Source organism: Streptomyces sp. NPDC048290 (genome assembly GCF_040652095.1).
Lineage (GTDB): Bacteria > Actinomycetota > Actinomycetes > Streptomycetales > Streptomycetaceae > Streptomyces.
Genome location: NZ_JBEZLM010000016.1, coordinates 38,403 through 51,950, shown reverse-complemented (window position 1 = coordinate 51,950; position 13,548 = coordinate 38,403). Strand labels below are relative to the sequence as shown.

Genomic DNA, 13,548 nt, shown 5'->3' with positions numbered 1-13,548 from the left:
CGGGGTGCACCCGGTCAGTGGGCTGTCACTGTTCCGCACCTGAGGAGATCCATCATGGGCGCGCGTATCGACTACTTCGGCAACGCACTCGCCGGCAAGGTCATGAAACATCTGAACTCGGCGGGCGCGGCGGTGCACGGGGTCCTCCCGGTCGCCACCGAGGAACTGGTGAAGATCCGTGCCAGCCAGATCAACGGCTGTGGTTTCTGCACCGACATGCACACCAAGGACGCCCTCGCCGCGGGTGAGGAACAGCAGCGTCTGAACCTTGTGGCGGTGTGGCGCGAGGCCACGGTCTTCACCGACGCGGAGCGCGCGGCGCTGGAGCTGACCGAGCAGGGCACCCGTATCGCGGACGGCTCGGACGGTGTACCGGACGAGGCATGGGCGAACGCGGCGAAGCACTACGACGGCGACCAGCTCGCCGCGCTGATCTCCCTGATCGCCGTCATCAACGCCTACAACCGCATCAACGTCATCAACCGGCAGCCCGCCGGTGACTACCGGCCGGGCATGTTCGGCTGAGCCGTCCGGGCCGGTCCGACCGGACCTGAACCGTCCGTCACCCGGCGGCCCCGACCTTCGACCGGGTGACGGACACACACCCCGTGGGACCCCGCCGGTCTCGTTGTCGAGCGGACCACCGTCCCGTGGTCCGCTCCGGCGCGCCACGGCACGCCGCCCGAAGGAAAGGACGCAGACATGTCGTACCCGTACCCGGAGCAGAAGTACTGGGGTGAGGACGGTGAGGTCAGCGCCGTCTTCCGGCCCGCCACCACACCCCCGGACAGGGGCGAGAGCGGCACCGGGAAGGACGCCACCCACTATCTGGCGACCACCCGCACCACACGGGGTGAGTTCGGGCTGTACCGCGTGGAGATGCGGCCCAGGGCGGGCGGGCCCAAGACGCATTTCCACAAGCGGATCTCGGAGTCGTTCTACATCCTGGACGGCACCGTGCGTGTGTTCGACGGTGCGCGGTGGGTCGACGCGCGCAAGGGGGACTTCCTGCACGTGCCCCAGGGCGGGCTGCACGCCTTCCGGAACGACTCCGACGCCCCGGCCGACATGCTGCTCCTGTTCACCCCGGGCGCCCCGCGCGAGGAGTACTTCGAGGAGGTGTCACACCTGGCGCACGCTTCCGAGGAGGAACGCTCAGCGTTCTTCGACCGGCACGACTCGTACTTCGTGGAGTAGGAACCGCCGACAGGCGGGCCCGGCTGGGGCACCGGGAAGTACCGCCGCGCCGCCGTACACGCCGTCGCCCTCCAGGGCTCTCGCCCGGTGAGTGACGGCGCGGGGCCGGGCGCCGCCCACCCGTGGGGGACGGCGCCCGGCCCCGCGGAGGTCAGGCGGTGGGTCGCGGGGCGCGGAGGTGGGCGCGCTCCTTCAGCTCCTCCTCGTCCACCAGCTCGAGCATGGGCTTCCCGGGGGCACACATCATGGTGACGACGAACTCGGTCCGCTCGTCGGTGAGGGCGTTGCCGTCCTGGTAGTGGATGGCGTCGCCGCCCGGCTCCCAGAAGGTGCCGCCTGCCTCGATGACACGCTCGGGCTCGCCCTCCAGCTCGAAGCGCACCGCGCCCTTGATGACATAGCCGAAGGCCGGGCCGTAGTGGCGGTGCGGCGGGGTGCCGGGGTCGCCGGGCTCCCACTGGACGTGAATGGTCATCGCCGAGGCGCCCTCGGGCACGGTGATCGGGGAGGCGTCCTGAAGCATCCTCGCCGCTCGGGTCCAGCTCGGACCGTCCTCGCCGCCGGTTCCGTGACCGTGTCCGTCGTGGCCGTGGTGGGCGTGCTGTGAGTTCTCCGACACTGAGTCGCACCTTCCGTGGTCCCACCGTTGCCGGACGGTCCGTAGTCCGCCCACACGGTGGTGATGTCCGGTCGTGAAGACCGCTCCACTGTTCTGACCGGGGGTCAGGCCGATCTGTGACAAGGGCGACGGCCGGCCCTGTCCGGCACCGGGAGCCCGGCACGGTGTCACAACAAGCGGACCCGCCCTGTCTAGGGATGACGAGCACAGTGGCAGGCGGGTGTCCGCCGCCGGTGCCCACCGAGACCCAGCGGGGTCATTGTCAACGGCCCCCGGACGGAAGAGAACCAGATGAGAGTCGTCGTCGCAGGTGCCACCGGTCTGATCGGTTCCCGGACCGCCGCCAGGCTCCGGGACCACGGCGTGGAGGTCGTGCCGGTCTCCCGCGGACACGGGGTCGACGTCAGCACCGGGCAGGGCCTCGACCAGGCGTTGCGCGGTGCCGATGTGATCGTGGACGTCACCGACGCGCCCTCGCGGGACGAAGGGCCCGGCATGGAGTTCTTCGCCAAGGCGACGGGCAACCTGCTCAAGGCCGCCACCGCCGCCGGTGTCGGGCACTATGTGGCGCTGTCGGTGGTGGGCGCCGACCGGGTCGGTTCGGGCCACTTCCGGGCCAAGGCGGCGCAGGAGGACCTGGTGCGGCACGCCACCGTTCCGTACTCCCTGGTGCGCGCCACACCCTCCTTCGAGTCCATGGAGGCCACCGCGAACGCCGGTGCGCGGCCCGACGGTGTGCGTGTGCCGCCGCTGCTGCTGCGGCCGGTCTCGACGGACGACGTCGCCGCGGTGCTCGCCCATGTCGCCGTGGGTCTGCCGCTCTTCGGCGTCCTGGAGGCGGCCGGGCCCGAGGAGGTCCCGCTCGAGGACGCCACCGCCGCGCTGCTGACCGCTCTCGGCGGGCACGGCCCGGTGGTCGCCGACCCGCGTGCCCCGTTCTTCGGCGCGGTGCTCGGCGAACGAGCCCTCCTTCCCGGGCCCGACGCCCATCTGGGCCGGCACACGTTCGCCCAGTGGCTCCGGAGCCGCTGACGCCACCGGCGGCGACCCGCGGCCCGGAGCCGCTGAGGCCACCGGCGGCCACACGCCCCCGCCCATGCTTCCCACCCGTCGCCCCGTGGCACACACCGTGTCCACGGCCGGCGCCGCCGACATCCACACCGTGCCAGGAAGGCTGCCATGAGTGTTCCGTCCCGGCCCACCGAGGTCCCTCTCCTCAGTGAGCTCGATCAACTGCCCGACCGTGACCGCGAGGAGACCGCCGAATGGCTGGCCTCGCTCGATGCCGTCGTGCGGAACGCCGGTCCGGAGCGGGCGGTGTACCTGATGCGGCGGGTGCACGAGTTCGCCGCGAAGTCCGGCACGTCCCTCCCGGGGCTGTTGTCCTCGGACTACATCAACACCGTCCCGGCCGCCGCACAGCCCGAGTACGACGGTGACCTGGCGCTGGAGTCCAGGATCACCGCACTCAACCGATGGAACGCCGCGGCGATGGTCACCCGCGGTTCACGGCTGGGGCTTGGCGGCCACATCTCCACCTATGCGTCGGCGGCCTGGCTCTACGAGATCGGGTTCCATCACTTCTTCCGGGGCAAGGACGGCGACGGCTCGGGCGACCAGTTGTTCCTCCAGGGGCACGCCTCCCCCGGCGTCTATGCCCGGGTGTTCCTCGAAGGGCGACTGACCAGGGAAGACCTGGACGCCTTCCGGCGTGAGGCGGGCGGGCACGGTCTGCCGTCCTACCCGCACCCCCGGCGGCTGCCGTGGCTGTGGGAGTTCCCCACGGTGTCCATGGGACTGGGCCCCCTCGGCGCCGTCTACCAGGCCCGCTTCAACCGCTATCTGCGGGCGCGCGGCATCAAGGACACCTCCGCCTCGCGGGTGTGGGCGTTCCTGGGCGACGGCGAGACGGACGAGCCGGAGTCCCTGGCCGCCCTGACGCTGGCCTCCCGCGAGGGCCTGGACAACCTGACGTTCGTCGTCAACTGCAATCTGCAACGCCTGGACGGGCCGGTACGGTCCAACTCGAAGATCGTCCAGGAGCTGGAGGCACGCTTCCGCGGCGCGGGCTGGAACGTGGTCAAGACCCTGTGGGGCGAGGCATGGGACCCGCTGCTGGGGCAGGACACCACCGGCCGGCTGGTACGGCGCCTGGGCGAGGTGCCCGACGCCCAGATGCAGACCCTCGCCGCGCGGGACGCGGCCTACATACGCGAGAGCTTCTTCACCGGTGACACGTTGTCCGCCCTCTCCGCCTCCCTGAGCGACGCACAGCTGGTCGAGCTGTTCGCGAACTCCCGTGGCGGGCACGAGCCGTTGAAGGTGTACGCCGCCTACCGGGCCGCGGTGGAGCACCGGGGCGCCCCGACGGTGGTCCTCGCCCAGACGGTCAAGGGTCACACCCTGGGCCCGGCGTTCGAGTCCCGCAACGCCAACCACCAGATGAAGAAGCTGACGATGGATCAGTTCCGGGTCCTGCGCGATCTGCTGGAGCTTCCCATTCCGGACAGCGCGCTCGCCGGCGACCAGGTCCCGTACTGGCACCCGGGGGAGAACTCGCCCGAGGTGCGGTACCTGCGCGAGCGGCGGGCCGCCCTGGGCGGACCCGCACCGGTGCGGCGGGTGATCGCCAAGCCGTTGCCGGAGCCCCCCGGCGCCCCCTTCAAGGCGATGGAGAGCGGCTCCGGACACCAGGAGGTCGCCACCACGACAGCGCTGGTCCGGCTGGTCAAGGACCTGATGCGCGCCCCGGGGAGCGGAGCCCGCTGGGTGCCGATCATCCCCGACGAGGCCCGTACGTTCGGCATGGAGTCGATGTTCCCCACGGCCGGTATCTACGCGCCGCTCGGCCAGAACTACGACCCGGTCGACGCGGACCAACTGCTCCACTACCGGGAGAGCGCATCCGGACAGCTGCTCATCGAGGGCATCACGGAGGCCGGTTCCGTGGCCGAGCTAGCCGCCGCGGCGACCTCGTACGCCACGCACGGCGAGCCGATGATCCCCTTCTACATCTTCTACGCCATGTTCGGTTTCCAGCGCACCGGCGACCAGTTCTGGGCACTCGGCGACCAGTTGGGCCGTGGCTTCGTGGTCGGCGGCACCGCCGGACGCACCACCATGACCGGTGAGGGTCTGCAACATGGGGACGGGCACTCACATCTGCTCGCCGCCACCAATCCGGCCGCGATCAGTTACGACCCGGCCTTCGCCTATGAGATCGCGGTCATCGTCCGGGACGGTCTGCGCCGGATGTACGGCGAGCGGCCCGAGAACGTCTTCTACTACCTGACCGTGTACAACGAGCCGAAGCACCAGCCGCCCATGCCGGCCGTCCCGGGCATCGAGGAGGGCATCGTCCGGGGCATCTACCGGTTCCGGGCCGCCGACCCCGCCGCGTCCGGACTCCGGCTCCAGCTCCTGTCCTCGGGCACGGCCGTCCACTGGGCGCTGCGCGCGCGGGAACTCCTCGCCGCCGACTGGGACGTGCACGCCGACCTGTGGTCGGTGACGTCCTGGACGGAGCTGCGCCGGGACGCGATGCGGGCCGACGACGCCCGGATGCGGGGAGCGGAGCGGACGCCGTTCGTCACCCGGGCCCTGGCCGGTGCGCCGGGGCCGGTGCTGGCCGTCAGCGACTGGATGCGGCAGGTCCCCGACCAGATCAGCCAGTGGATCGAGCAGGACTACTACTCCCTGGGCACCGACGGTTTCGGTCTGTCCGACACCCGGGAGGACGCGCGCCGCCACTTCCGGATGGACGCCGAGTCCATCGTGGTGACCGCACTGGACCGGCTGGCCCGGCTGGGGCAGGTCCCCCGGGAGACCGTCGCAAGGGCCCGCGCACGCTACGGCCTCGATCTGTGAGCGGCGCCATGACACACCCGACCCCGCGGGACCCCGCCGTCGACGACAGGTTCGGGGGCCTCGCGCCCCGCCGGACCATGAGGAGCTGAACCACACCATGACGATTTCCGTGACCTTGCCGGCCCTCGGCGAGTCCGTCACCGAGGGCACCGTGACCCGCTGGCTGAAGCAGGTCGGCGAGCGCGTCGAGGCCGACGAGCCGTTGCTGGAGGTGTCCACCGACAAGGTCGACACCGAGATCCCCTCCCCCGCAGCCGGTGTTCTCCTGGAGATCACCGTCGCCGAGGACGAGACCGTCGAAGTCGGCGCCGGTCTCGGCGTCATCGGTACGCCGGAAGCGGTCCCGGTGGCCGGGGCCGCGCTCCCGGCCGGGGCGGTGCAGGGCGCCCCGGCGCCGGAGGGCGCCCCGGTACCCGCCCCGGCGCCGACCGCACCGGTTGCCGACGCGCCCGCCGCACCGGTGCCGGGGCCGGTGCCGACCCCCGTGGCCACGCCGGGGCCGGTGCCGACGCGCGCCGCCGTGGCCGTGCCCGTGCCCGTACCGGTGCCGACGCCCGCCGCCACGCCCGTGCCGGGTCCCGTGTCGGCCGAGCCGGTCTCACCCGCGCCCGCTGTCGTGACCCGCCCGGCAGCGGAGGCATCCACGCTGCGCGGCCGGACCGTCCGGATGACCCGCATCCGCAGAGCCATCGGGGAGAACCTGAAGAAGGCCCTGCTGGAGCAGGCGCAACTGACCACCACGGTCGAGGCCGACGTCACCCGGCTGATGCGGCTGCGGGAGCGGGCGAAGGGCGGATTCCTGGTCCGCGAGGGCGTCAAGCTGTCCCCGATGCCCTTCTTCGTCCTGGCCGCAGCCCAGGCGCTCAAGGCCCATCCGGTCGTCAACGCCAGGATCGACGAGGCCGAAGGGACCATCACCTACTTCGACAGCGAGAACATCGGCATCGCGGTGGACACGGAGAAGGGTCTGATGACCCCGGTCGTCCGGAACGCGGGCGACCTGACCGTCGCCGGGATCGCCCGAGCCGTCCACGACCTCGCCGACCGGGCCCGCGGTGGCCGCCTCACCCCCGACGACGTGTCCGGCGCGACCTTCACGCTCTCCAACACGGGCTCGCGAGGCGCCCTGTTCGACACCGTCATCGTGCCCCCGGGCCAGGCCGCGATCCTGGGCGTGGGCGCCACCGTCAAGAGGCCCGGCGTGGTCCGCGGCGAAGGCGAGGAGTACATCGGCATCCGGGACCTGGTGCACCTGTCGCTCTCGTACGACCACCGGCTCGTGGACGGAGCCGACGCGGCACGCTACCTGACCACGGTCAGGGAGATCCTGGAATCCGCGGCGTTCGAGGGTGAGCTGTACCCCGACGCCGCGGCGTGAGGTGGTGCCGGTGCGGGCCAGGACGAGGCCGTAGAGCGTGACCCAGGTGGCGCAGCACGCGGGTGCCCTGGAGTGGGACGGGGTCACGTCCCCCGCCGCACCGGCCGAGTGCGGCAACACCGGCGAACCGTGCCACCGGAGCGGCTGCGGGCGCGGAGAGCGAGCGGCCTGGACCGGTACCAGGACCGCCGTTCTCCGCGCCCGCGCCGCACATCGCCGGTCGGGGTCCGCCCGCGCGGGTCCTGCCGCCGTCACCGCCCAGGCGGCAGCATGACGGCGGGAGCCCTGCCACGACTCCGTCGGCACCACCCGCCGCGCGATGGGGTCAGCGCACCGAGCGGGCGGCGTCCTCGATCACCTCGGTGACCTTCCCCGGGTGCGAGACACTCACCGCGTGGGACGAGCGGACCTCCGTGGTGTGGGCGCCCGCTCGCTCCGCCATGAACTCCTGGGTCCTCGCCGGGATGTTGAGGTCCCGGGTGGCGATCAGATTCCAGGAGGGGATGGTCTTCCAGGCCGGCTCGGCCGCGCCCTCGGCCAGGGCGGCGGCGGTGACCGGTCGCTGGGTGAGAGCCATCAGATCGGTCTCGTCACGGGGCACGTCCGCCGCGAACTGGTGGCGGAACTTGTCGTTCTGGATGTAGAGGTCGGTGCCCTGGGAGCCGTCCGGGTTCGTGAACGGCACGGAGCGCAGCGCTTCGCCGAGGGTACTGCCGGGGAACTTCCCCGAAAGGTCGGTCGCGCTCTCCCCCTTCTCGGGGAGGAAGGCGGCGAGGTAGACCAGCGCCTTGACGTTCTTGCTGCCGGTGGCGGCATTGCTGATCACCGAGCCGCCGTAGGAGTGACCCACCAGGACCACGGGACCGCCGATGTCGGCCAGAACGTCCTTGAGGTAGGCGGAGTCGCCGCTCAGGGAGCGCAGCGGATTGGCGACGGCGACCACCGGATAGCCGTCGTGCCGGAGCCTTCTCATGACGCCGTTCCAGCTCGTGGAGTCGGCGAACGCGCCATGGACCAGGACGACGGTGGGCTTGGGCCCCGGGGTGGGGGCCTTCCGGTCGGCGGAGGCGGGGGCCACCGTGGTGACGAGGAAGCCGGCGACGATCGAGGCGCCGGCCAGAACGGTGAGGGGGACACGGGCCCGGCTGGTGCGGGAGGTGCGCTTCATGGGACTGCCTTTCGGACTTTCGGAATTGGATGGGTGCCGTCCCGCCCCCGAGGGGGAACGGGCGTTGTGGTGACGGCCCGGCGGCCCCGTAGGGCCCACTGCTCGGGCACGGATGAGGTGCGCTCCGGCTGTGCGGCGGCGGCGCCGTCGCCGCTGCTGCGGAGACGGGTTCCGTTGGGCCGGCGGGCGGAGGTCCGGCGGGGCGAACTGCCCTGGACTGTCGGCGAGTTGCTTCTTGTGCCGCCTTTCACTCCTATGACCGGAGAACCGGTGAAGGCGTGACATGGGCCTCGCTCAGGACCGGTGCCGATCGCTGACCTGCCGGTACTCGGCCGCCGTGGGCTTGGGAACCTGCGTACCCGGGCCGTGGAGGAAGCGGCTGAGCCTGACGCGCAGGCGCTGGGTCCGGCTGGGCCTGGCGCCGGGTGCGTCCGGCGCGGGTGCGGCGGGGAGCGGCCGGTACTGCTCGTGGGCGGTCAGCGTGTGCAGCCGGGCACGGCTGAGCGGCTCATGGATCTCGACGTACCCGCCCTGCGGAAGATGTGTGATGACGCCGGTCTCACGCCCATGCAGCACCTTGTCGCGGTCCCGCCGTTGCAGGCCCAGTGCCAGGCGTTTGGTGACCCAGAAGGCGAGGACGGGGAGGACGAACAGGCCGATGCGCACGGCCCAGGTCACATCGTTGACGGAGACGTGCAGCCGGGTGGCTATCACATCGTTGGCGGCGCCCATGAGGGCCACCGCGTAGAAGCTGAGCCAGGCCACACCGAGGGCGGTGCGCACCGGGCGGTTGCGGGGGCGGTCCAGCAGATGCTGGTCGCGGTCGTCGTCCGTGACCCATGCCTCGAGGAAGGGGTAGGCGCCCATGGCCAGGAAGAGCAGTCCGCCGATCAGCAGGGGCAGGAGATTGTCCAGGGCCAGGGTGTGGCCCCAGAAGCTGATCTCCCAGCCGGGCATGACGCGCAGAAGGCCGTCGGCGACGCCCATGTACCAGTCGGGCTGGGAGCCCGCGGAGACCTGGTCGGCTCGGAAGGGCCCGTACTGCCACACGGGGTTGATCTGCGCGACGGCGGCCATACAGAAGATCACGCCGGACACGAGGAAGAGGAAGCCACCGGCCTTGACGGCCTTCACCTGGAACGGAAGGCCGACGACGTTGCCGTGGGTACGGCCCGGTCCGGGATGCTGGGTGTGCCGCTTGTGTACGGCCAGGATCAGATGGCCGACGAGCAGAGCGATCATCAGCGCGGGGATGACCAGGATGTGGAGGGTGTTGAAGCGGGCGATCAGGTCGTCGCCGGGGAACTCACCGCCGAAGAGGAAGAACGACAGATAGGTCCCGACGACCGGGATCGAGAGGATCGTGCCGTTCACGACCCGCAGTCCGGTTCCGGACAGCAGGTCGTCGGGCAGGTCGTAGCCGGTCAGGCCGGCGAACATGGCCAGGATGAGCAGCGAGAACCCGAGGAGCCAGTTCAGCTCCCGTGGCCTGCGGAACGCGCCCGTGAAGAAGACCCGCAGCATGTGCGTGAACACGGCGGCGATGAAGACCAGCGCCGCCCAGTGGTGGGCCTGACGGATGAGCAGACCGCCACGGACGTCGAAGGAGAGGTGCAGGGTCGAGTTGAATGCCTCCGACACCAACTGTCCTCGCAACGGGGTGTAACTGCCCTGGTAGACCATGGGTGCGGAGGAGGGTTCGAAGTAGAGGCTCAGATAGACGCCGGTGAGCAGCACGACGACGAGGCTGTAGAGCGCGATCTCGCCGAGCAGGAACGACCAGTGGTCCGGAAAGACCAGACGTCGGGCGGAGGCGGCCGGGCGACGGTGGCCCAGTCGGCTGGCCGACCATGTGGCGAGCCTCTCCCCGGTGCGCCGCTGCCCCGGCTCGGCCGACCGGCTGTCGTTGCCCATCTCTTCACCCTTCGTCTCTGCGTCATCCGGAACTCCCCGCGTCCGGTGCCCTGGCCCCGGCACGGCCGTCGGGGCGCGGTAGCGGCGTGTGTGAGGGCTCCCGGTCGCCGTGCGGCCGTGGCTGTCCATGCCGGACACCGGTGTGTTCCGCGCTCACGGAGATCGGCTCGACCATCGGTGCCGGCCCAGGAGCGGCTCGGCCCCCGGGTGCGCCGCACGAGCCCTTCCCCCGGTGTCGCCGTCCGGGGGCATCGCGGAGCCGGTTCGGCACGGGCCGGAGAGGCGCGCGGGTGGCGCGGACCGGTCGGCTCGCTCGTCGCGCTGCCGTTCGCTCAGGATGTGTGAACCGCTGTCGACTTCATGACCGGCGGTACGGCTTCGGTGTGACACAAGACGTTCGCTCGACACGGGTCACGGCACGGCCGAAGGGTGGGGCTGAGGGTCGGAGTCAACCGCCCGTCCGTGACACGGACAGCCCATGACGGCGGGCACGCCCATCCCGCGCGGGCACGCCCATCCCGCGCGGGCACGCGGCTGACCCCCGTCACCGCTGTCACAGGTGCGGCCCACACGCTGTCTTGCTGGACATGCACCTTGTCACCGCGAAAGCACCGGTCACCCGTCCCCGACCCGCCTCCTACGCCGTCACGGCGGAGTTCTACGACATCCTCCAGGCGGACGCGGACGACCGACTCGTCCGTGACCTCTACGGCCGGGAGGTCGCGAAGGCCCGGCTCGGCGTGCTGGACATCGGTGCCGGTACCGGACGGGTCACGCTGATGAGCCTGGCCGAGTCCCGGGTCGGCGTGCACGCCGTCGAGCCGTCCAGGGCCATGCGCACATCCTTGATGACCCGCCTCGCCGCCCTGCCCGCGCGGCAGAGGGAGCGGGTGACCGTGCACCCGCACGCCCTGGACGAGACGGCGCTGCACAGGGTCGCGGACGTGGCCGTCTGCCACAACGTCGTCGCCTGTCTCCCACCGGCCGCGCGACGCGCGTTGTGGCCCGCGATCGGCGCGGCCCTCGTCCCCGGCGGTTCGCTGTTCCTGCAACCGCCCCCTGCCCGGCTGCCCGCCCGGACGGTCGTGCGGGTCCTGCCCGAGCAGCGGGTCGGCGAGCACACGTACGGCGCGAGCATGGTGACGTCGGCCGCCGGGGACCGCATCCGGACCCGGGTCGACTACTGGGTGCGGGACGCGGAAGGTGTGCTGCGGGAGAACACCGAGACGTTCTGGATGTGGCCCGCCTCGCGCTCACGGATGCTCGACGACCTGGCCCGGCATGGATTCGTGCCGTCACCCGGGCAGGAAACTCCCGGTCTCCTCGCGGTGACGCTGCGGTCCCCTGGATGACCGATCCACCCGCTCGCCCCGCGACAGCTACCTCTCGGACTTCGGACCGCTCCCCCGGCGGTGGGGGCGGGGACGCGGCGTCCTGACCCATCTTCGCCGAGCTGCTCCCCACCGCCGTCGCCTCGCGGTCGCCGGGGTCGAGGGGTGACGTCCTGTGACACACCGTGTGTGCCTTCCCCGGCCCATGGATGATCCCCCTGTTGACCGGTCGAGTGCCACCGTGTGCCACCGGAAGACAGCGGGTGCGATCATGCCACCGACCCCCACAGCGTCTCTCGGTGGCCGCTTGTAGCATGGCCCGCACAAAGCCAGAAGGGGAGATCCATGCACGCTGGCGCCCATCCCGACCACCTTGACCAAGCGACGAAGGACTTCCTTTCGGCGCGCACGCGGCTGTTCGGCATCGCGTACCGAGTCCTGGGCGGCAGTGCGGCGGAGGCGGAGGACGTCGTACAGGAGACCTGGGTGCGATGGCAGAACACGGACCGCGCGAAGGTCCACGAACCCACCGCCTTCCTGACCACGATCGCCACCCGCCTGGCGATCAACCTGGCCCAGTCCGCCCGGGTACGCCGTGAGTCCTATGTGGGGCCCTGGCTTCCCGAGCCCGTCGACACCAGTCATGATCCGCAGCTGGGCGCGGAGCGGGCCGAGGCCCTGGAGATGGCGGTCCTGTTGCTCCTGGAGAAGCTGAATCCGGTGGAGCGCACGGCCTATGTGCTGCGGGAGGCGTTCGAGTATCCGTACGGGCGGATCGCCGAGATCCTGGAGACGACCGAGGCCAACGCCCGTCAGTTGGTGAGCCGCGGGCGCAGGCACCTGGCCGCCGAGCGCAAGGAGCGGGTCACACCGGCGGCCCATCGGCGGCTGCTGGAGGTGTTCCTCTCCGCGGCGCGAACGGGCGACCTGGCGGTACTGGAGGATGTGCTCGCCGCCGACGTGGTCAGCTACTCGGACGGGGACGGGACGCGCGGCGCGTCCAGGATTCCGGTGGTCGGGCGGCTCCATGTCTCGCGGTACCTGGTGGCCTTCGCCCCGCGCTTCTGGCCGCAGGCGGACATCCGGTGGGTCGAGGCGAACGGCCGGCCGGCCGTCCTGGTGTCGTCCGGCGGGGCGGCCGTCGCCCTGCTGTCCGTCGATGTCTCGGCGGACGGCATCGAGCGGATCATGTGGGTGATGAACCCGGCCAAGCTGTCGCCCTATGTGGCCTCGCTGAGCGGCTGACCCGTTGTCGGGGATTCCCGGGTCGGGAGCGGACCGGCGTCACAGGAACGGCCGCTTGTCGGTCATCCAGTAGTCCGGACGTCGGACTTCCGGTCACTTCGAGAACGGACAGTGTGATGTGTGCCGTGTGCGGTGCCGTACCGCCTGCGGGCGAGGACACCCGGCCTCGCCGGGGCGCACCGCCACCGTGCCCGTCACCGCCCCCGACCACCCAAGGCCCCCCGTGTACGCGCTCCCGTCCGTCCGCCGGGAGCCGTACCGCGACGACATCGGAGTCATGCCGTGACCGAGCGGTTCGAGTTGCCCACCCTGTCGACCGAGAAGGACTACGACGGGGACGGGTTCCTGCCCCTCTACACGACCACCGTGACCGTGGACGGCGGTGCGGTCTCGCACGGGCGGGCCTCCGGGCGGGCCCGCTCGTCCGACGGCGCCCTGGACCTCGATCTGCGTATGCCCGCCGAGCTGGGCGGTGACGGCAGGAAGACCAATCCCGAGCAGCTCTTCGCGGCGGGCTTCGCGGCGTGCTTCCATGGCGCGCTGAGCCTTCTGGCGCGGCAGGAGGCACTCGACCCGGCGGCCATCCGCGTCATGGCGACCGTCGCCTTCGGACGTGCTCCCGAGGACGGTGGCTATGTGCTGCACGTCGATCTGGTGGTGCGGTGGCCCGGAGTCGCCGCGGATGTGGCCACGGCTCTGATGGAGCGGGCCGACGCACTGTGTCCGTACGCGCGTATGGCGTGGAGGGGCACGCCCACGACCATCACGCTCGCGACCTGACCGGTGCGTCCGGCAGGCGTCGGCCGCCGCCGCGCCGGGCGCTGGTCGT

The 13,548-nt window shown here is 71.4% G+C and carries 11 protein-coding genes; 8 read left to right on the top strand and 3 right to left on the bottom strand.

All coding sequences use genetic code 11. From position 1 onward, the window contains the following. The first annotated feature begins 54 nt into the window (after window positions 1–54). Together AB0D49_RS26065 and AB0D49_RS26060 are read left to right on the top strand one after the other, a co-directional pair. Window positions 55–525, top strand: a complete 471-nt coding sequence (locus AB0D49_RS26065) for a carboxymuconolactone decarboxylase family protein (protein ID WP_362761593.1) — start codon at window positions 55–57, stop codon at window positions 523–525. Window positions 526–702: 177 nt separating this feature from the next. Then, window positions 703–1,197, top strand: coding sequence for a cupin domain-containing protein (locus AB0D49_RS26060; protein WP_362761592.1), 495 nt, complete (start codon window positions 703–705; stop codon window positions 1,195–1,197). Between the two features lie 151 nt (window positions 1,198–1,348). Here AB0D49_RS26060 and AB0D49_RS26055 read toward each other — a convergent pair whose 3' ends face one another. Beyond that, window positions 1,349–1,816 (bottom strand): cupin domain-containing protein, encoded by a 468-nt coding sequence (locus tag AB0D49_RS26055; protein ID WP_362761591.1) that lies wholly within the window; start codon window positions 1,814–1,816, stop codon window positions 1,349–1,351. A 291-nt stretch (window positions 1,817–2,107) separates the two neighbouring features. Between AB0D49_RS26055 and AB0D49_RS26050 the strand changes: the two genes are divergently transcribed. From AB0D49_RS26050 to AB0D49_RS26040, 3 genes are all read left to right on the top strand, one after another. Further along, complete coding sequence (locus AB0D49_RS26050) at window positions 2,108–2,848, top strand: NAD(P)H-binding protein (protein WP_362761589.1); 741 nt, start codon at window positions 2,108–2,110, stop codon at window positions 2,846–2,848. A 147-nt stretch (window positions 2,849–2,995) separates the two neighbouring features. After that, window positions 2,996–5,683 carry a pyruvate dehydrogenase (acetyl-transferring), homodimeric type gene (gene aceE / locus AB0D49_RS26045; RefSeq protein WP_362761587.1) on the top strand — a complete coding sequence of 896 codons (2,688 nt, stop codon included), beginning with the start codon at window positions 2,996–2,998 and terminating at the stop codon, window positions 5,681–5,683. A gap of 97 nt (window positions 5,684–5,780) precedes the next feature. After that, window positions 5,781–7,061 carry a 2-oxo acid dehydrogenase subunit E2 gene (locus AB0D49_RS26040; RefSeq protein ID WP_362761585.1) on the top strand — a complete coding sequence of 427 codons (1,281 nt, stop codon included), beginning with the start codon at window positions 5,781–5,783 and terminating at the stop codon, window positions 7,059–7,061. A 325-nt stretch (window positions 7,062–7,386) separates the two neighbouring features. Here the strand turns inward: AB0D49_RS26040 and AB0D49_RS26035 are convergent, their stop codons facing one another. Beyond that, window positions 7,387–8,229, bottom strand: a complete 843-nt coding sequence (locus AB0D49_RS26035; protein ID WP_362761583.1) for an alpha/beta hydrolase — start codon at window positions 8,227–8,229, stop codon at window positions 7,387–7,389. 294 nt (window positions 8,230–8,523) lie between these two features. Further along, window positions 8,524–10,143 carry a ubiquinol-cytochrome c reductase cytochrome b subunit gene (locus tag AB0D49_RS26030; RefSeq protein ID WP_362761581.1) on the bottom strand — a complete coding sequence of 540 codons (1,620 nt, stop codon included), beginning with the start codon at window positions 10,141–10,143 and terminating at the stop codon, window positions 8,524–8,526. Window positions 10,144–10,730: 587 nt separating this feature from the next. Between AB0D49_RS26030 and AB0D49_RS26025 the strand changes: the two genes are divergently transcribed. The 3 genes from AB0D49_RS26025 (at window position 10,731) to AB0D49_RS26015 (ending at window position 13,499) form a co-directional block, all read left to right on the top strand. After that, the gene (locus AB0D49_RS26025) at window positions 10,731–11,495 is read left to right on the top strand and encodes a class I SAM-dependent methyltransferase (RefSeq protein WP_362761580.1); all 765 of its coding nucleotides are present in this window, start codon (window positions 10,731–10,733) and stop codon (window positions 11,493–11,495) included. A 324-nt stretch (window positions 11,496–11,819) separates the two neighbouring features. Then, window positions 11,820–12,719 (top strand): RNA polymerase sigma-70 factor, encoded by a 900-nt coding sequence (locus tag AB0D49_RS26020; RefSeq protein ID WP_362761578.1) that lies wholly within the window; start codon window positions 11,820–11,822, stop codon window positions 12,717–12,719. Window positions 12,720–13,001: 282 nt separating this feature from the next. Continuing rightward, window positions 13,002–13,499, top strand: coding sequence for an Ohr family peroxiredoxin (locus tag AB0D49_RS26015; RefSeq protein WP_362761576.1), 498 nt, complete (start codon window positions 13,002–13,004; stop codon window positions 13,497–13,499). The last annotated feature ends 49 nt before the right edge of the window (window positions 13,500–13,548 follow it).